Origin of the sequence: Gluconobacter sp. (assembly GCF_047722525.1) — a bacterium.
Classification (GTDB): domain Bacteria; phylum Pseudomonadota; class Alphaproteobacteria; order Acetobacterales; family Acetobacteraceae; genus Gluconobacter.
Genome location: NZ_JBDNYY010000013.1, coordinates 1 through 17,191 on the forward strand (window position 1 = coordinate 1; position 17,191 = coordinate 17,191).

The following is a 17,191-nucleotide window of genomic DNA, read 5'->3' on the forward strand; positions in this document are numbered from 1 at the left end:
ATCGCCGCACGCTGCTGCTGGCCGCCGGAAAGCGCGATCGGATACTTGTCCGCATGACGCTCCAGCCCGACCCTGCGCAGAAGCGTCCTCGCATGTTCGCGGATCTCGTCCTTTCCGCGCCTCTGAACCAGACGCGGCGCCAGCATGATGTTGTCCAGAATACTCAGATGGGAAAACAGCTCGAAGCTCTGGAAAACCATTCCCGCCTTCGCCCGCAGCGCGGAATGATCGGTCTGTGCGGAACGCACCGCCATGCCATCAACCCAGATCTGCCCGCTCTCGAACGTCTCCAGCGCATTGATGCACTTGATGAGCGTGGACTTGCCCGATCCCGATGGCCCGCAGACCACCACCACTTCCCCTCTGCCGATTTCCGCCGAACATCCCCTGAGCACCTGAAAGGCGCCATATGATTTCGTCACATTGTCCAGCGTGATCATGACGGATCTCCATAAAAACGTGCGGGAGAAAAGATCTCCAGATCGGATCGTTCGGAACGGTGCAGCACCATGTCCGCGACATGCCGCCCCATGGCCGGGGCGAGCGTGACCCCGTTGGCCGTCACAGCCGTGAAGAAGCCCGGAACATCCGGGCTTTCCCCAAGGATCGGAGCGCCATCGATATCGATGTTCATCGCAGCCCAACTCCTGACGACATTTACGGCCCCCAGAGCCGGAACAAGCCTCTGCGCAACCCAGAGATTTCCTTCGAGATTTTCCCGTAGCGGCCGCGGATGGCCATGCACCGGATCAAGCCCCGCACTCCATCCCCCGCCAATCAGAAGGGAGCCGTTCGCGGCCTGTTTAAGCGTCAGATGACGGCTCGCATGCGCCAGAAGCGAAAAGACCAGCGGAGCCACGGGCTCGGTCACGATCATCTGCAACGGTGCTCCAAAGACCGGCAGACGCCGCCCGACCAGTTCCGCAACCTCCCCCGCATAGGCGCCGGCCGCATTCACCACCGCCCCGGCCGACCAGTTCCTTTCACCTGCGCTGATACGGAACCGGGAGCCCTCGCGCTGGATCGCGGACAGGGCCGTCAGTTCCTCGACCTGCACTCCCGCCCGTCGTGCCCGCGCCAGAACCGCCAGCGTCGCCGCCATGGGGTTGATCTTGCCTTCCTCGGAACAATACGCCCCGCCCAGAAAGCCGTCCCTCAGATTGGGCTCGATCCGGCGCAACTCATCCGGCTCCAGGATCCGCGCATCAACGTCGAGAGACTGCTCGACCGCGACCTTGCTGCGCAGACGGTCCATGTCGGCTTCGGTTTCCGCAACCACCAGTCCGCCGCTGACCTTGATTTCCAGATCCCGGTCGAAGGTCCCGCGCAGCCCCTCCCACATCCGGATGGACTCCCGCTGCAAGGCCAGCGTCCGCGCGGGCATCGACGGTCCCTCCGTATCCGCGCTGGCATCGAACGCCATGAGCTGGGCATGCAGGCTTCCCGCATTTCCACCTGACGCGAGGGCTCCGGCACGTCCGCGTTCCAGCACCACGACACTCTTCCCGGCTTCCGCCAGAAACAATGCTGCGAAAAGTCCAACAATCCCGCCGCCCACGACCACTACGTCGACAGTTTCGGTAGCAGCAGAACTGCTCTGCACCACAGCACCCAGTCCTGATGGAATCGGAACGCGGACATGGCCGCGCCATTCCGGCTTCTGTCGTGCAAGAGCGGCCACCGGAACCGGCCGGAGGGGAATCTGCGGGGCCGTAAAATCCCTTTCGCTTTTCGGCTCGGGCAGAACCTTCATCAGCGACGCCTGACAGAACCGTCCCTGACACCGCCCCATTCCGGCCCGCGTCGCCCGTTTGAGCGTCGCCAGATCCCTGATCCCGTCCTCGGATACCCGTGCCCGGACAGTTCCCGCCGTCACACACTCGCAACGGCACAGGATGGTCGTGTCCTCCGGCGGGGGAAACGCCACAGCCGGATGGTAAAGCTTCCACAGAAGGGTCTGAAAACGCGCATTGTCGCGGTACATCCGGCGACTGCGCTCCAGAGCGGGCGGAACAGGCTTTCCCGCCTGCTCCAGCAGTCGTGCAGCACACAGCGCACCCTGGGCCTGCGCCAGAAATGCGCCGCCAAAGCGCCCGGCCTCACCGATGACGGACACATCCGCCTGATCGGTTCGCCCGTCCGGCTGCCGTCCCGTTTCGGGATGGGTCACGGGCCAGTCACGGATTTCCTGCCGGCATCCCAGAAGCCGGGGCAGTTCGCTGGCAGGCACAAACCCGTCCCCAAGACAGACTGTCTCCGCCTCGATGGAACGGTCTTCAGCTCCGGCCTGCGCCACGATCACACGCTCGGCACGGTCCGTGCCCTCGATGCGCGTCACAATGCTCTCCCACAGCACTGGCACCCCTGCCCGCCGCAACGTCCAGAGATGCTGCATTCCGGCAAGAGCCAGACGTGGCGCCGCCGCCGAAAGCTGCCCGGCCAGAACCGGCCGTTTCACAGGCGCGGGCGCTGACTCCACAACGGCCACCACATCGGCTCCACGACCGACGAGTTCCGCCGCGAGCTGAAGATTGAGCGGCCCGTTTCCGGCAATGACGACCCGGCCGGGAGACACCGCTTCGTAGGCACGCAGCAGCGTCTGGCCCGCCCCCGTCGTAATGACGCCCGGTAACGTCCAGCCCGGCCGTGCCGCGGGCGTTTCCTGCGCACCCGTTGCCACGATGACGTGCTGCGCGCGGATATAGAACGCCTCCCCGTCCCGCAGCCCCCCGATGACGAGCGCGCCGTCCTCACGATAGGCGCACCAGACGAGTGTATCGTGCCACAGACGCGCACCACTGGCCCGCATGGCTTCGATCAGATGCCGCCCCTTGCGCGCCTGATCGTCCTGCCGCTCCGGATGCACCGCGTTCTGCTTGAAATATTGCCCACCCGGGATGTGACGTTCATCCACGACAAGAACGTCCACACCGCCTCGTGCCAGTTCCGTCGCGGCCACCAGCCCTGCCGGCCCGGCGCCCACCACCAGCACCTCGCAGACATGCTCGGCCAGCCGCTCCTCACCCCGCGCCAGAGGGGCTGAAACAGCCGCATCGGGAAGGCGACCGTTGCTGCGGACCCTCATCCCAGCCTGCACCGGCGTCATGCACCCCCGACGGGACATCTGCCCGTCCACTTCCAACAGACAGTCCTGACAGGCCCCGATCCCACAGAACGGCCCGCGCCCTGATCCATCCGGTGCCGTTCGATGCACGAGCCGCCCCGCAGCCATCAAGGCGGCGGTCAGCGTTTGCCCGGGTTTCGCAGAGACAGGACTGTCATTGAATGTGAAGCTCAGCCAGTCCGACATCAGCGTGCATCCTGTGTCGTGACAGGCAACTCGACAGTATCAATCGCCACAGATTGTTGCTGGCGGCGATAGGGCCGCTCCGCATAATGCTCGATCCGCCGCTGCAGAAAGTCCCAGGCCGTCGTCGTCATCAGATAATACAGGGCAGCCACGGAAAACAGTTCCAGCACCATGAACTGGTCTTGCACCAGGATCTGGCTGCGCTGCATCAGCTCTTCCATGGAAATGACAGACGTCACACTGGTCGTCTTGAGCAGACCATTCACCGAATTGCCCAGCGGCGGGATGATGAGCCGGAACGCCTGCGGAAACGCGATGCGCCAGGCGATCTGCCGCTCGCTCAGCCCCAGCGCCCGTGCTGCCGCGATCTGCCCGGTCGGCACGGCATTCAGACCTGCACGGATGATTTCCGCCAGATACGCCGCCTCATTCAGCGTCAGTCCGATGATCGAACACGCCATCACGCTCAGCCGGATATCCAGCTTTGGCAGTCCGGCATAAATCACAACCAGCTGGACCAACAGCGGCGTGCCCCGGAAAAACCAGACGTAAAACCGCGCGGGCCAGGACAGCAGACGACGCCGGGACCGTTTCATAACGGCAATCAGCAGCCCAAGCAGGAACCCCATCACCATTGAGACGGCCGTCATGTAAACCGTGATGAGCGCCCCGCGGAAAATATAGGGGCTGCCGAGATAAGTGAAGAAGCCGTGCCAGCTCCAGATCTGCATGTCGATGCCCCGTATCAGTATGTCGTGTCAGTGTCTGTCGGAAGGATGGGACGGCCCCGAGACCGCGATCCGTCCGGGAAAGGGCGAGACGCCATACAGCGTCATCAGGCGGGCCAGCGTTCCATCCTCACGCATGTTTTCCAGAACATCCGCCAGTTGCTGCGCCAGAGCCGGGTCCCGCAGCGCCAGCGCGACCGGCGTGGGATACAGCCCCGTCAGGACCGGCCTCACTCCGCCCTGAAGCGCATTGCGCCGCGCCACGGCATCAATGGAAAACACGGCCGTCACCTGTCGCGCCCGCAGGGCGGCAAAGGCAATGCCCACGTTCTGGAAAGTCTTGATATCGAAACCCGGTCGCCCGGCATTCCGCAGCGCCTGATCGGCCTCCCGGGCGTGATGCTCCTCGATCCCGCCCATCTCAACCCCGATCGAAGATCCTGACAGATCCTCGAGCCGTGCAGGATGCAACGCGGAATCATCATTCAGGGAAACACTGATCGCCTGGATTTCATAAGGGATCATTTCCATCAGCCGCGCCCGCTGCGCCGTATAGAACATCCCCGTATTGATGACGTCCCACCGCTTTTCGAGCAGCCCGAGCGTGAGCTGCGCGAAGGACGTCGAGAGCGTGACCGGCTTCAGACAGAGCCTGCGGGCAATCTCGTTTCCGAGCTCGATCCGCATCCCGGCAATCTGCCCGTCCACCGTCACATATTGCAGGGGCGGCAGCGTCGGGTTGGTCGCCATGACCAGATGCTGCGGGGAAATCAGCCCCTCAACAGCCTCCGGACACGGCGCGGCCTGCGCCCCGAAAGCGAGCACCACACAGAGCAGCCCCGCCACCCGGCTCAGACCTGACACAGGGCCGCCCCCCATATCAGGCGCGCTCTTCGAACCGCAGGTCCAGATCGCGGACGATCTGAAGCGCGCGGGCATCATCCGCTTCCGGCAGCGGCAGACGCGGCGCGCGCGGACCACCCACATCGAAGCCCATATGCTTCAGCAGGGCTTTCGTCCCCGAGACATAACCCTGTCCACCCACGAACTGGATCAGCGGCACATGGCGGAAATACATCTCCCGCGCCTTGCCAATATCCTTGTAACCATCACAGAGATTGAAGATCTCGCTCATGACATGCGGCGCCACGTTGGACGCAACAGCCACCCAGCCGATCGCGCCTTCGAGGAAGCTCTCAAAGCCCATGATGCCACCAAAGACCGAGAGCCGGTCGCCGCAAAGCCGGATGATATCCCGCACGCGGGTCACATCCATCGTGGATTCCTTGATGAGGCAGCAATTGTCGATATGGGACAGGCGCGCCACGAGTTCCGGCTTCAGATCCACATTCGCCGTGGCCGGGTTGTTGTAGAGCATGATCGGCAGACCGATCGCATCCGACACCCGACGGTAATGGACGAACAATTCGTCATCCGTCGGCGTGGAATAGAACGGCGGAATGATCATCACGCCATCCGCCCCGAGCTTCTCGGCTTCCTGGCTGTAGCGGATCACGTCATAGGTATTCTCGGCCCCCGTCCCGATGAAGACCGGAACGCGCCCCGCCGCCTGCTCGATGACCGTCTGTGCAACCAGCGTGCGCTCGTCATCCGTCAGCGACAGGAACTCGCCGGTTGAGCCCAGCGGGATCAGACCTGCGATGCCCTGTGCAATCTGCCAGTCGGTAAAGCGCCGCAGCCCCGGAACGTCAACGCGTCCTTCGCTGTCATACGGCGTGATCATGACGGTATATGTGCCACGAAACTTCATGGGTCTTTCCTTCCTCAATGTTCCGGGTCCGACCGCGATCCGGTCGGGTCCGTGGCGGCATCACCGCCATGGGTATTCATGAACGCCGCGATATCCGGCTGCTGCGCCGCACATCCACGACCCTTTCCGACAGCCCTGACCTGACCGTCCTCCAGAAGAACGATCCTGTCCGACAGCGATGAGACGACACCCATCGCGTGGGAAACCTGAATGATCGTCATGCCGTCCTGCGCCAGATCCCGCAGCAAAACGCCGACATCACGAACCTTGTGCGGATCGAGCGCCGATGTCGGCTCGTCCAGCAGAAGCAGCGCAGGCCTGAGCATGAGCGCACGCGCGATCGCCACACGCTGCTTCTGGCCGCCCGACAGATCGGCTGGCAGCATGTCGGCCTTGTCCGCCAGACCCAGCCGCTCCAGCAACGCCCGGGCCTCATGCTCGGCATCCCGACGCGAACGCTTCGCCACGACCGTCGGCGCCAGCGTCAGGTTCCGCAGAACCGACATGTGACCAAACAGCCCGTATTGCTGGAACACGATCGCAGCCTGCTCCCGCAGGATGCGGGCCGAGGCTGGCGCGGCCATATCCACGATGCGCCCGTCCACGCCCATCTGGCCCTGCCAGACCGGCTGAAGCCCGATCAGCGTCCGCAGGAACGTGGTTTTTCCGGAACCTGACGGCCCGATGAAACTCACAATGTCCCCACGTTCGGCCTCAAATCCAGCGTGACGCAGGGTTTCGTTTTTCCCGTGGCGGACGCAGATGTCCCGGACATCAATGTACGGCAATGCGTTTCTCCAGCAGGCGGCTCAGACAGGTCAGCGGATAGGAAATCGCGAAATAGAGCAGCAGCACGACACAGAAGACCTGCGCCGAAGGCAGCCCGCGATTGGTCAGGATCACTCCGGCCTGGCTCAGCTCCCCAACCCCGATCTGGGAAGCCAGGGCCGTGTCCTTGATGAACAGCACCAGATACCCCACAGCAGGCGGCACAACGGCGGACATCGCCTGCGGCCCGATCACATACCGCCACCGCGCCCAGAGCGGCAGGTTCAGTACCAGCGCCGCCTCGAGCTGCTCCACCGGAACCGTCTTCACGCCGCCATGCAGGATCTCGCAGAGATAGGCTGCGGCAATCAGCCCGATGGAGCCGATCGCCACAACGGTCGCCGACACGTCCACACCCATCATGCCCGCACAGAAAAAGACGATATACAGCGTCACGATGAACGGAATGCGCCGGATGATCTGCACATACAGCACTGCCAGCATCCGCAGCGGAAACGCATAGCGCAGGTCCGACAGCCGCAATGCTGTCAGAACGATTGCCCCGGTAATCCCGAGAATGCCACCGCCCAGCGACAGCACGATCGTCCGGGCCATCGCCTGAAGCAGAAGCGCGATGTCATAATGCGAAAACGCGATCATACCATCCGCTCCATCGTGCGACGGAACAGCGCGAACACGCCCGTCAGTGCGAAGGACAGCACGGCATATAATCCGCCCGTCACGAGCATGACTTCAAGGATACGGAACGTTGTCGATCCGATATCATAGGCGCGTCCCGTCAGGTCCTCGACGCCGAAAATGGACGCCATCGCACTCCCCAGAATCATGATCTGGAAATGGTTGGCCAGCGCCGGGAACATCGTACGTCCCGCATAGGGCAGGATGACCCGCAGATAGGTCTGGCGCCGGTTCAGCCCCAGCGTCAGCGCAACCTCATGATAGACCGGAGGCACCCGCGCCATGCCCGCCCCGAGAATATCCGCCAGATAGGCCGCCGCATTGAGCGTCATCCCGATCACGACCGACAGAAACGGCGAAACCATCAGCCCCATCAGCGGCAGGCAATAGAACACCGCGAAAATCTGCGAGAGCTGCGGCGTATTGGTCAGGGCCGTGCTGTAGCTGCGGCTCAACCTGCGCCAGGCCCCCTGATTTTCAAAACGCAGAACGGCCAGCCCGACCGCCAGCGACAGCCCGAACACAAAGGCCAGCGCCGCAATCAGGACCGTCACGCCCACACCGCCCAGAAGAAACGGGAGACGCGCAAAAATGGGACGGAAATCCAGTCCGTTCATGGAGCGCCTTCCGTCCCGACCGGATCGAACCAGCGCCGATGGATCTGCTCAAGACGCCCGTCCTGCTCCATCCCGTCGAGAATACGGTTCACATCCACGCGCAGGGCCACGTCCTGCTTCGACATTCCGATGCAGTCATCCCCTACCGGCGGGGCAAATCCGCGAATGATCCGCCAGTGGACCTGAGGCTGGGAGGGGAGGTAATGGCCGACATATTCGATGACATCCACCATCGCATCGCCGCGACCCTGCGCCAGCGCCCGGATGGCATCGGCATAGCTCTCCAGCAGCAGCATGGGCGCTCTGGGAACATGCTGCTGCAGATAGGCAACCGCCGTTGAACCACGCACCTCGATCAGGCGATGCGCGCCCGATTCAAGATCCGCGAAAGACGTGATGCCCCGATCCTCGGGAGCAATAACCGCAAACTGTTCGGAATAGAGCGGCCGCGAAAACGCGATGACCTCCGCGCGCGCAGGCGTCAGCGTCAGACCGCCCAGAACGATATCGACCTTCCCGGCCATCAGATAGGGAATGCGCCCGCTGGAGGCGAGCGTCACAAAGCGTGGCTCAACCCCCAGACCCTGCGCAATCGCCCGGCCGATATCGACATCATATCCGACAAGTTCATTGTGATCGTCATATTCCCCAAGCGGGGGCAGTCCGGGTTCCACACCGATATTGATGTGTCCGCTCGTGCGGATGGCGGCACTGTCCCTAGCCCCGGCTCCATCGCCCCACAGGGCGCCGGAAACAGCGCAGAACCCCAGCAACAGACTGTTCCAGTTCGCTCTCAAGAAAGGTTTCCCTGCATGCTGTGCGACTTTGGGGTTGCGGTTGCCCGATCACTGATCTAATCCAGATATACGTTCTGTATACGATAGAAAACCCTTTAAAAGAAATTTCTTCTCCGGACCGATCCCGATAGGAAACAAGATGCAATCCGTAACCTTCACCTTCCTGAGCCAGGCCATCGAAGGCATCGAGGGAGAACCGGTTGCAGCAGCCCTCAGACGCGCCGGAATCACGGAACTCGGCCAGTCCGGCGTCGATGGCACACCCCGCGGCGCCTTCTGCTTCATGGGAAGCTGCCAGGAATGCCGCGTCCGCATCGACGGCGTCGTCGCCTATGCCTGCAAGGCTCCCGTCCTCCCGAACATGACCGTCACGCCCTATGTCCAGTCCTGATTTCTCTCCCGTTACCGTCATTGGTGGCGGCATCGCCGGTGCAACATGCGCCATCGCACTTTCCCGGCATGGCCTCCCCGTCACCCTGATCGACGAGCAGCCCGCTGCTGGCGGACAGATCTTCCGCGCGCCGTCACCCTATGCCCGCCAGACTGTTCCGCCCAATCACGAATTTTCCGGCGGCGATGCCCTGCGAAAGAAGCTGGCGGCATCAAACGTGGATGTCCGGTTTTCCACCCGGGTCTGGGGCCTGTCGCCTGAACTGACCCTCGACCTTCTCGGACCGGAGGGCATCGACCAGCTCCCCCCTTCGACGGTCGTGGTCGCCAATGGCGCCACCGAGCGGTTTCTCCCGTTCCAGGGCTGGACAACGCCACGCATCACCGGTCTTGCAGGCGCCAGCATCCTGATGCGCAACGGAGGCACCCTGCCCGGCCAGACCGTCGTGGTCGCAGGCTCCGGACCACTGCTGTTCTCGGTCGCCCATCAGGTGCTTGAACTGGGAGGCAGGGTCGCTGCCATTGTGGATGCAGGCCACCGCTCCGACTGGCTGCGTCTTGGCGCCGTGCTGTCGCTTGACCCGGCGCGCCTGACGCAGGCCACAAGCTGGATGATACGCCTCCGGAAGGCTGGCATCCCGATCCACCACCGCGCCCATATTTCGGCAGCGCAGGAAACGGACACCGGCCTGCTCCTGACTGTCAGCGAGATGGATCATCCCGAGCGCCGCCACGTCTATGCTGCCGAGGCCGCAGCCTGCGGATATGGGCTCAAGCCCTCCACTCTCATCACGCGCACGGCTGGTGTCCAGCACCGTCATGATCCTGTCGGCGGCTATCTCGAACCCGTCACCGATCTCGCAGGTCGCACCAGCCGCCCCGACCTCTACGTCACGGGCGACGCCGCCGGCATCCGGGGCATGGCCGTGGCCCGTCTACGGGGCCTGATCACGGCCCATGCCATCGCCCATGACCGGAGTGTGATCTCCACCAAAGCTTACGAGGCCTTGACGCGCTCCCCCCTGCGTCAGCGCCGTCGTCTTGAAGCCGTTTCGCGCCGGATGCTGCCTCTGATGAACGCTGGCAGCGCCATTCCCGCCCATCTTCAGGACGAAACCATCGTCTGCCGCTGCGAACGTGTGAAGGCGGCCACCCTGCGTTCCGCCATTCAGGCCGGAGCCGAAGACCTGAACCAGCTCAAGGCCTGGACACGCTGTGGCATGGGGCCGTGTCAGGGCCGTATGTGTGAGGACAGTGCACGCGGCCTGCTCACGGCAGCCTGCGGCAAAACTCCCGAAGAGGCAGGCAGCTTTACAGCCCGGATGCCCTTCTTTCCCCTCCCGCTCACAGCCGTGACCGGGGACTTCACCTATTCCGACATTCCCCTGCCAAAGGCGGCCCCGCTATGACTCCCGCGCTGCAGACCAGACCGGACGTCTTTGACACGGTCATCGTGGGTGCCGGTGTCATGGGCGCCACAACCGCGCTTTTCCTCGCGCGCGGCGGCCAGAAGGTCGCTCTGATCGACCGACAGGACATGTTCCGGGCCGCATCCGGCGTCAACGCAGGCACCCTGACCCTGCACATGACACGCGCCCAGCTCATTCCCCATGCCATCCGTGGGCGTGAAATGTGGCTCGACAGCACAAAGTGGCTCGGCGAGGACGTGGGGGCCCTCGCTACACCTGGCCTCTCGATGGCGTTTACCGAAGCCGAGGAAGAGCTTCTGCGCCAGCGCGCGCAGGTCCGGCAGGAGATGGGAGCGCCGATTGAAGTTCTGTCAGCCAAAGAGGCCATCAGGATCGAACCCGGCGTGAACCCGACCCTCCGCGCCGCCGCCTATTGCGCGCTGGACGGTCATATCCCGACCTATCGCGTCGGCGGGGCCTATGCCCGCGCGCTCCGGCAGGCCGGGGTCACGATCATCGAGAACAGTCCGGTCGAGGGCATCACGCCCGCCACTGGCGGCGGCTATGACGTCCGAATTTCCAATCGTGCCCACCCCATACAGGGCCGCAGGATCGTACTCAGCACCGGCGCCTGGCTTGAAAAGATGCTGGGCTGGCTCGGATACGACATCCCGATCCGCTGCCTCATCAACCAGCTCGTCGTTACGGAAACGCTTCCGCCCGTCATGGGGAGCGTCCTGAGCATCGCCAACGGCCTGCTGTCCCTCAAGCAGTTCGCCAATGGCAGCGTGCTGATCGGCGGCGGCTGGCAGGGGGAAGGCAACATCCATCAGGGCGGCACCCGCGTCATTCCCGAAAACCTGCGCGGCAATGTCCGTCTGGCCCAGCATGTCGTCCCACGCCTCGACGAAGCGCAGGTCCTGCGCGTCTGGCTCGGGCTTGAATCCGAAACGCCGGACGCCATGCCGCTGATCGGCGCGCTGACGCCTGATGATGACGCCTTTGTCGTCGGCTGCGTTCATTCCGGCTTCACGAGCGGCCCGTATATGGGCCGCCTGCTTGCCGAACGCATTCTGGGCGGCAACCCGGATCTGAGCGCCTTTGACCCCACCCGCTTTTCCACCCCCGCAGCCACTGGACCACAGTCATGATCCCAGCATCCCCCACACCGTTCCGGGGTGTCTATGCCGCAACGCTGGTACCCTTTCTGGAAAACGGGGCGCTGGATGAGCCTCTCTTCAGGCACCACCTGTTCGACTGCACGCGCGCTCAGGGCATCGTGGGCATCCTGTGCAACGGCCATGCGGGCGAGAACCATCTCCTGAGCCGCGAGGAAAAGCGGCGCGTCGTGGAACTGGCCGCCGAAACCATCGGCGCGGACCGCATCATCGTCTCGGGAATCCTGTCCGAAGACCTCGACGAAGCCTGTCTTCATGCCCGCGATGCCATCGCGGCCGGAGCGGACGCGCTGCTCGTGTTCCCGCCGTTTTCATGGGCGGTCTCACAGGATCACGACGCCATCATCGCCCATCATGCCGCCATCTGTGAGGCCGTTGACGCCCCGATCATGCTGTATCAGTCATCAGTCGGCAGCGGCGGCATGGCCTATTCCCTTCCTATCCTGGAAAGTCTGCTCAGGCTCCCCGGCATCGTCGCCATCAAGGAAGGAAGCTGGGAAACCAATGCCTATGACAAACACCGCAGGCTCGCAGCGCGCGTGGCGCCACACGTGGACGTCATGGCCTCGGGAGACGAGCATCTCCTGCCCTGCTTCGCCATTGGAACAACCGGCAGTCTCGTCAGTCTCGCCGCCATCCTGCCTGCCTCGCTCGCAAAACTGTGGCGCGCGATGGAGAACAATGACCTCTCCGCCGCCCGCAAGGTGCATGACGTCATCCAGCCGCTGGCCAATCTGATCTACGGCCGAGCCCCCTCGGGACGCGCCACCCTGCGCCTGAAAGCCTGTCTGGTGATGCAGGGAAAATGGCCCTCCTGCCGCACCCGCAAGGCTTCTGATATCATCGCTCCGGAAGAATGGCAGGAACTGTCAGCCGCATTGCAGGACGCAATGATTCTGGAAGGACCGTAATGGGCGATTACATGGTGGCCGAACGTGAGCTGAATCTTGCGGAACTGGCCTATACACAGATCCGGCGCATGATCCTCGAAAAAGAGCTTCCCAGCGGAATGTCCGTCGTGGAAGGGCGCCTCGCCGATCATCTCGACATCTCGCGGACTCCTGTCCGCGAGGCCCTGATGCGACTCGCCGCCGAAGACCTTCTGGTCAAGCAGGGCTCGCGCTCGTTTGCAGTCCGGAACGTCTCGGCCACCGAGTTTTTCCAGGGCATCCACATCCGAGAGATCCTCGAGAGCGAGGCGATCAACCTGTCCTTCGACAGGCTCGATCGCGCGATGCTGGAAAACCTTCGCAGGGAGGTCATCGAGCTTGGCGAAACCCCGGAACAGACCGCCGCACAGTGGCAGCTCGACGACAGACTGCACCTGATGTTCCCGAAAGTCTCGGGCAACTCGGTCCTCCTGCGCTCCATCAACGAACTGCGGACTCTGACCCGCCTGTGCGAAGTCACCTACCCGCTCGGCCGTGTTCCTGCCTCCACACGCGAACATCTGGCCATTCTCGACGCCCTGCTCGACGGTGATAGCACCGGCGCACGCACAGCCATGGTCATGCATCTGCGCAATGTCGCAACAGACTGCATGGACATTCTCAGGGGCGGCTGACCACCCCTGCCCATTTCAGGAGAAACCGTCATGACGACTTTTGATATCGTTATCCGCAACGGCATGATCGTCACCGCAACGGATAAGTATATTGCCGATATCGGAATCAACGGATCAAAGATCGTGGATATCGGTTTCGACCTGACAGGCCACGAAACCATTGATGCAACCGGTCTGCTCGTCCTGCCCGGCGGGGTCGATGGCCACTGCCATATCGAACAGGAAGAAGCCGACGGCACGATCCACGAAGACGATTTCGTCTCGGCTACCGGATCGGCGCTGCTTGGCGGTACCACAACGGTCGTCTGCTTCGCCTCCCACGTCCCCGGCCGTGGTCTCGTGGAACAGTTCGATGCCTATCGCAAGAAAGGCGCCAACTCCCGCATCGACTTCGCAATCCACCAGATCATCACCCGCACCGACGAACAGACCATCCGCGATGAAATTCCCGTCGTTGCCGAGCGGGGTGCCGCAGGCCTGAAGGTCTTCATGACCTATGACGATTTTCACCTCACGGATGGCCAGTTCCTCCAGGTTCTGGAAGCCGCCCACAAGAGCGACATCATCGTTTCCGTACACTGCGAAAACTATGACGCCATCCGCCACCTGATCATCAAACACCTTGCCGAAGGCCGGACCGAGCCCCACGGCCACGTGACCTCACGGCCGCCCTGCGTCGAGCGCGAAGCCACCTACCGTGCCATGACAATGAGCGAACTGGTCAACCAGAAGATCCAGATCTTCCATGTCTCCTGTCCGGAAGTAGCCGAGGAAATCCGCCGTGCCCAGGCACGCAAGGTGAAGGTCGTCGCGGAAACCTGCCCCCATTACCTCACCCTGACGGAAGAAGACCTCAAGCGGGATGGTTTCGAAGGCACGAAATACATCTGCAGCCCACCCCTGCGTACAAAAACCGCTCAGGAAGGCATGTGGCAATACATCCGTAGTGGCGTGATCAGTATCATTTCCTCAGATCATTGCGGCTATACATTCGATGGCGCCGTCGGGAAGGGCCGCCACGGCCGGGATGCGGATTTCTCCCTGATTCCCAATGGGATGCCCGGTCTCGGAACGCGCCTGCCGGTTTTCTATGACGCGGCCATCAACGGCGGAAAAATCGATCTGACAGACTTCGTACGCCTGACCGCTACCACCCCTGCCCAGCGCTACGGACTGTACCCCGAAAAGGGCACCATCGCTCCGGGCTCAGACGCCGACCTCATCCTGTGGGATCCCAAAAAGTCCGTTACAATAACCAATGACCTTTTCCAGAGTAATATCGACTACACGCCTTACGAAGGGCGGCAGGTCCAGGGATGGCCGGTCAAGGTCTTCCTAAGAGGCGCTCTGGCCATGGAAAACGGTGAGCTCATCGCCCAGCCAGGTGCCGGTCAGTTTCTGAAAGCACGCCGAAGCTGAAAAGACCCGCAGGGGCAAGGTCGAGAAAATCCATGAAGGACAAGCCGGCCTTGTCAGAGCAGGTAGCGATGCGGTGCATCTGCCTGATGCGTGTAGATACGATCACAATCTCTGTAGCGCTTCCAGCCAGTTTTCTGCGGAGCGCTGCGGCCTTTGTGTGAAATAATGAACGGCAGAATAGCGTGAATCAGCAGATCCTGCTGGAAACGCTCGCCGTCATGGAGGATGCAAAAATCCTCATACAGGCGTGGAGGAGAGCGCATTGATGCGACGATCTCTGCGGCTCTCCACCCATTAAAATCCAGATCCGACGATCTGTATCAGACCGAAAGTTCTTTTCGAACGATTTCCGCACCTGCACTCAGGGCACGCAGCTTGCCCCGTGCCACTTCGCGCGACAAAGGTGCCATCCCGCAATTTGTGCAGGGATAAAGCTTGTCGGCGTCTACAAACTGAAGGGCCTTTCGCAGAACATCCGCGACCTGCTCTGGTGTCTCAATAGTTTTGGTTGCCACATCAATAGCGCCGACCATCACTTTTTTGCCGCGGATAAGCTCAATCAGATCCATCGGGACACGGGAGTTCTGACATTCCAATGAAATCAGATCGATATTGGATTTCTGCAGCTTGGGAAAGATTTCTTCATATTGCCGCCACTCTTCCCCAAGGGCATTTTTCCAGTCGATATTGGCTTTGATGCCATAGCCGTAGCAGATATGGACCGCCGTCTCGCACTTCAGCCCTTCGATGGCTTTTTCCAATGTGGCAATGCCCCAGTCATTCACCTCATCGAAGAAAACATTGAATGCAGGTTCATCGAACTGGATGATGTCAACGCCGGCGGCCTCTAGTTCCCTGGCCTCCTGATTGAGGATTTTGGCAAATTCCCAGGCCAGTTTCTCGCGGCTTTTGTAGTGGCCATCATAGAGCGTATCTATCATGGTCATGGGGCCAGGCAACGCCCACTTGATCGGCTTCTTCGTCAGCGTGCGTAAAAACTTAGCATCCTCGACAAAAACCGGCTTCTCCCGTGTCACGGCGCCGACGACGGACGGCACGCTCGCATCGTAGCGGTTGCGAATTTTAACCGTCTGACGGTTCTCGAAGTCTACCCCACTGAGATGCTCGATAAACGTCGTGACGAAATGCTGACGCGTCTGTTCACCGTCACTGACAATATCAATGCCGGCCCGGTCCTGATCGTCCAGGATCAGGCGCAACGCATCCCGTTTGCCCTCGATCAGTTCCTCACCATGTAATTTCCAAGGTGACCAGAGCGTCTCCGGTTTCGCGAGCCAGGATGGCTTGGGGAGGCTACCGGCTGTTGCGGTGGGAAGCAGTGTTTTCATGAGAGATGACCTTGGTGTTTCTGATTGATCAAACGGCGTAACTGGCAGACCACTGCTCAAGGATATCCTGATACGGCTTGATGAAGCTTTCTTCCGTATACTTGCCCTGTGCCACCGCCAATTGGCTGCGCTCCTCCCGGTCATAGACAATCCGGGTCACAGAATAATCCTGATGCTTCAGACTTGGCTGGTAACAGTCAGCCGCCCCGGAATTGGCGTTGTAAATTTCCGGGCGATAAACTTTCTGAAAGGACTCCATCGTGCTGATGGTGCTGATAAGCTCAAGAGGAGAGTAATCGGAAAGAAGATCCCCGAAAAAATAGAACGCCAGAGGGGCAACACTATTGGGGGGCATGAAATAACGGACCTTCATGCCCATTTTTTCGAAATACTGATCCGTAAGAGAAAATTCATGCTGCTGGTATTCAACGCCCAGAACAGGATGCTGATTGTCTGTCCGATGATAGGTCCTGTTGCTTGAGACACTCAGACAGATGACAGGCAGCTTCTTGAAATTCTTCTTATAGACGGCAGAATTCACAACGCTCTTGAAAAGATTTCCATGCAGATCCCCATAGTTATGGGGAACGCTGAATTCTGATTTGTTTTTATTATGCTCCGGCAACAAGACGCTGAAATCATAATCGCGCACATACGAGGAAAAACTGTTCCCCGCGAGACCTTCTATGCGCTTATTCTCTTTTTTATCGACAATCGTCGTGTTCAGAACTTCAATCAGCGGAAAGCTATCGTTTCCGCCTGCAAAATCGAGATCCATGTCAACGGAAACGATTTCAAGCTCGACGGAATAGCGATCCCTCCTCGGATTATCCCAGTGCGCTAAATCGTTGAAACGATTGTCAATCATCGCCAGAACATTACGCAGGTTTTCCTGACGGCTCTCCCCTCTCGCCAGATTGGCGAAATTGGTCGTGAGACGCGTCTTATCGGATGGATGGTAATTCTCATCGAAGCGAAGTCGATCGATACTGAACTTAAAGTCCTTAATCATTGTGATCCTGCATCCCATTTCCTGCCGAAAAACCAGAACTTGATTTAAGGGATTCCAAGAAGACCCCAATTTTCGTTTCTGACTCTTTCAGGCGATAGTCATCATGTCTGTTGTTAAGAGCGATGCCTGCCTTATGCCGGAACGAAGCAGTGAACAAAAATGATTTTATTTCATAAAATC

General features: G+C 60.9%; 18 protein-coding genes. 6 read left to right on the forward strand and 12 right to left on the reverse strand.

Translation table 11 applies throughout. From position 1 onward, the window contains the following. The 9 genes from ABF859_RS11510 to ABF859_RS11550 all read right to left on the reverse strand — a co-directional run. On the reverse strand, positions 1-440 hold a 440-nt coding region (locus ABF859_RS11510; RefSeq protein ID WP_415527923.1), incomplete at its 3' end, for an amino acid ABC transporter ATP-binding protein. Further along, positions 437-3,310 carry an FAD-dependent oxidoreductase gene (locus ABF859_RS11515; protein WP_415527924.1) on the reverse strand — a complete coding sequence of 958 codons (2,874 nt, stop codon included), beginning with the start codon at positions 3,308-3,310 and terminating at the stop codon, positions 437-439. The genes ABF859_RS11515 and ABF859_RS11510, both read right to left, overlap by 4 nt. Further along, a complete protein-coding gene (locus ABF859_RS11520) occupies positions 3,310-4,041 on the reverse strand; it encodes an amino acid ABC transporter permease (protein ID WP_415527925.1) in 732 nt (243 codons plus the stop codon). The genes ABF859_RS11515 and ABF859_RS11520 overlap by 1 nt, the downstream gene beginning before the upstream one ends. 27 nt (positions 4,042-4,068) lie before the next feature. After that, complete coding sequence (locus ABF859_RS11525) at positions 4,069-4,980, reverse strand: transporter substrate-binding domain-containing protein (RefSeq protein WP_415527926.1); 912 nt, start codon at positions 4,978-4,980, stop codon at positions 4,069-4,071. Then, positions 4,919-5,809 (reverse strand): dihydrodipicolinate synthase family protein, encoded by an 891-nt coding sequence (locus ABF859_RS11530; protein WP_194261742.1) that lies wholly within the window; start codon positions 5,807-5,809, stop codon positions 4,919-4,921. The genes ABF859_RS11525 and ABF859_RS11530 overlap by 62 nt, the downstream gene beginning before the upstream one ends. A gap of 14 nt (positions 5,810-5,823) precedes the next feature. Then, positions 5,824-6,597: an amino acid ABC transporter ATP-binding protein gene (locus tag ABF859_RS11535; RefSeq protein WP_415527927.1), complete on the reverse strand. Its 774-nt coding sequence runs from the start codon at positions 6,595-6,597 to the stop codon at positions 5,824-5,826. Beyond that, positions 6,584-7,237, reverse strand: coding sequence for an amino acid ABC transporter permease (locus ABF859_RS11540; protein WP_415527928.1), 654 nt, complete (start codon positions 7,235-7,237; stop codon positions 6,584-6,586). The genes ABF859_RS11535 and ABF859_RS11540 overlap by 14 nt, the downstream gene beginning before the upstream one ends. Next, complete coding sequence (locus ABF859_RS11545; RefSeq protein WP_415527929.1) at positions 7,234-7,893, reverse strand: amino acid ABC transporter permease; 660 nt, start codon at positions 7,891-7,893, stop codon at positions 7,234-7,236. The genes ABF859_RS11540 and ABF859_RS11545 overlap by 4 nt, the downstream gene beginning before the upstream one ends. Beyond that, entirely contained in the window at positions 7,890-8,690 is an 801-nt protein-coding gene (locus tag ABF859_RS11550; protein ID WP_415527931.1) for a transporter substrate-binding domain-containing protein, read from the reverse strand. The genes ABF859_RS11545 and ABF859_RS11550 overlap by 4 nt, the downstream gene beginning before the upstream one ends. Before the next feature lie 139 nt (positions 8,691-8,829). On the opposite strand from ABF859_RS11550, the gene ABF859_RS11555 reads away from it, so the two are divergent. The 6 genes from ABF859_RS11555 to hydA are packed head-to-tail and all read left to right on the forward strand — an operon-like array spanning position 8,830 to position 14,650. Then, positions 8,830-9,081 (forward strand): (2Fe-2S)-binding protein, encoded by a 252-nt coding sequence (locus ABF859_RS11555; protein ID WP_415527932.1) that lies wholly within the window; start codon positions 8,830-8,832, stop codon positions 9,079-9,081. Continuing rightward, positions 9,068-10,489: an FAD-dependent oxidoreductase gene (locus ABF859_RS11560; RefSeq protein WP_415527933.1), complete on the forward strand. Its 1,422-nt coding sequence runs from the start codon at positions 9,068-9,070 to the stop codon at positions 10,487-10,489. Before ABF859_RS11555 ends, ABF859_RS11560 begins: the two co-directional genes overlap by 14 nt. After that, positions 10,486-11,640, forward strand: a complete 1,155-nt coding sequence (locus tag ABF859_RS11565) for an NAD(P)/FAD-dependent oxidoreductase (protein ID WP_415527934.1) — start codon at positions 10,486-10,488, stop codon at positions 11,638-11,640. The genes ABF859_RS11560 and ABF859_RS11565 overlap by 4 nt, the downstream gene beginning before the upstream one ends. Beyond that, the gene (locus ABF859_RS11570; protein ID WP_415527935.1) at positions 11,637-12,578 is read left to right on the forward strand and encodes a dihydrodipicolinate synthase family protein; all 942 of its coding nucleotides are present in this window, start codon (positions 11,637-11,639) and stop codon (positions 12,576-12,578) included. Before ABF859_RS11565 ends, ABF859_RS11570 begins: the two co-directional genes overlap by 4 nt. Further along, on the forward strand, positions 12,578-13,231 hold the full coding sequence (locus ABF859_RS11575) for a GntR family transcriptional regulator (RefSeq protein WP_415527936.1): 654 nt from the start codon (positions 12,578-12,580) through the stop codon (positions 13,229-13,231). Before ABF859_RS11570 ends, ABF859_RS11575 begins: the two co-directional genes overlap by 1 nt. Before the next feature lie 30 nt (positions 13,232-13,261). Beyond that, complete coding sequence (hydA, locus tag ABF859_RS11580; RefSeq protein ID WP_415527937.1) at positions 13,262-14,650, forward strand: dihydropyrimidinase; 1,389 nt, start codon at positions 13,262-13,264, stop codon at positions 14,648-14,650. 53 nt (positions 14,651-14,703) lie between these two features. Here the strand turns inward: hydA and ABF859_RS11585 are convergent, their stop codons facing one another. The 3 genes from ABF859_RS11585 to ABF859_RS11595 are packed head-to-tail and all read right to left on the reverse strand — an operon-like array spanning position 14,704 to position 17,011. Next, positions 14,704-14,913, reverse strand: coding sequence for a hypothetical protein (locus ABF859_RS11585; protein WP_415527938.1), 210 nt, complete (start codon positions 14,911-14,913; stop codon positions 14,704-14,706). 57 nt (positions 14,914-14,970) lie between these two features. Next, the gene (locus tag ABF859_RS11590) at positions 14,971-15,999 is read right to left on the reverse strand and encodes a methionine synthase (protein WP_415527939.1); all 1,029 of its coding nucleotides are present in this window, start codon (positions 15,997-15,999) and stop codon (positions 14,971-14,973) included. Between the two features lie 28 nt (positions 16,000-16,027). Then, positions 16,028-17,011 (reverse strand): DUF1852 domain-containing protein, encoded by a 984-nt coding sequence (locus tag ABF859_RS11595; protein WP_415527940.1) that lies wholly within the window; start codon positions 17,009-17,011, stop codon positions 16,028-16,030. Between the last annotated feature and the right edge of the window lie 180 nt (positions 17,012-17,191).

Bases quoted from the DNA above. Each gene is read 5' to 3' on its own strand.
- ABF859_RS11575 (WP_415527936.1), top strand. From the start codon at position 12,578: ATGGGCGATTACATGGTGGCCGAACGTGAGCTGAATCTTGCGGAACTG.
- ABF859_RS11585 (WP_415527938.1), bottom strand. From the start codon at position 14,913: ATGCGCTCTCCTCCACGCCTGTATGAGGATTTTTGCATCCTCCATGAC.
- ABF859_RS11595 (WP_415527940.1), bottom strand. From the start codon at position 17,011: ATGATTAAGGACTTTAAGTTCAGTATCGATCGACTTCGCTTCGATGAG.
- ABF859_RS11545 (WP_415527929.1), bottom strand. From the start codon at position 7,893: ATGAACGGACTGGATTTCCGTCCCATTTTTGCGCGTCTCCCGTTTCTT.
- ABF859_RS11590 (WP_415527939.1), bottom strand. From the start codon at position 15,999: ATGAAAACACTGCTTCCCACCGCAACAGCCGGTAGCCTCCCCAAGCCA.
- ABF859_RS11565 (WP_415527934.1), top strand. From the start codon at position 10,486: ATGACTCCCGCGCTGCAGACCAGACCGGACGTCTTTGACACGGTCATC.
- ABF859_RS11530 (WP_194261742.1), bottom strand. From the start codon at position 5,809: ATGAAGTTTCGTGGCACATATACCGTCATGATCACGCCGTATGACAGC.
- ABF859_RS11555 (WP_415527932.1), top strand. From the start codon at position 8,830: ATGCAATCCGTAACCTTCACCTTCCTGAGCCAGGCCATCGAAGGCATC.
- ABF859_RS11520 (WP_415527925.1), bottom strand. From the start codon at position 4,041: ATGCAGATCTGGAGCTGGCACGGCTTCTTCACTTATCTCGGCAGCCCC.
- ABF859_RS11525 (WP_415527926.1), bottom strand. From the start codon at position 4,980: ATGATGCCCGCGCGCTTCAGATCGTCCGCGATCTGGACCTGCGGTTCG.
- hydA (WP_415527937.1), top strand. From the start codon at position 13,262: ATGACGACTTTTGATATCGTTATCCGCAACGGCATGATCGTCACCGCA.
- ABF859_RS11570 (WP_415527935.1), top strand. From the start codon at position 11,637: ATGATCCCAGCATCCCCCACACCGTTCCGGGGTGTCTATGCCGCAACG.
- ABF859_RS11515 (WP_415527924.1), bottom strand. From the start codon at position 3,310: ATGTCGGACTGGCTGAGCTTCACATTCAATGACAGTCCTGTCTCTGCG.
- ABF859_RS11560 (WP_415527933.1), top strand. From the start codon at position 9,068: ATGTCCAGTCCTGATTTCTCTCCCGTTACCGTCATTGGTGGCGGCATC.
- ABF859_RS11540 (WP_415527928.1), bottom strand. From the start codon at position 7,237: ATGATCGCGTTTTCGCATTATGACATCGCGCTTCTGCTTCAGGCGATG.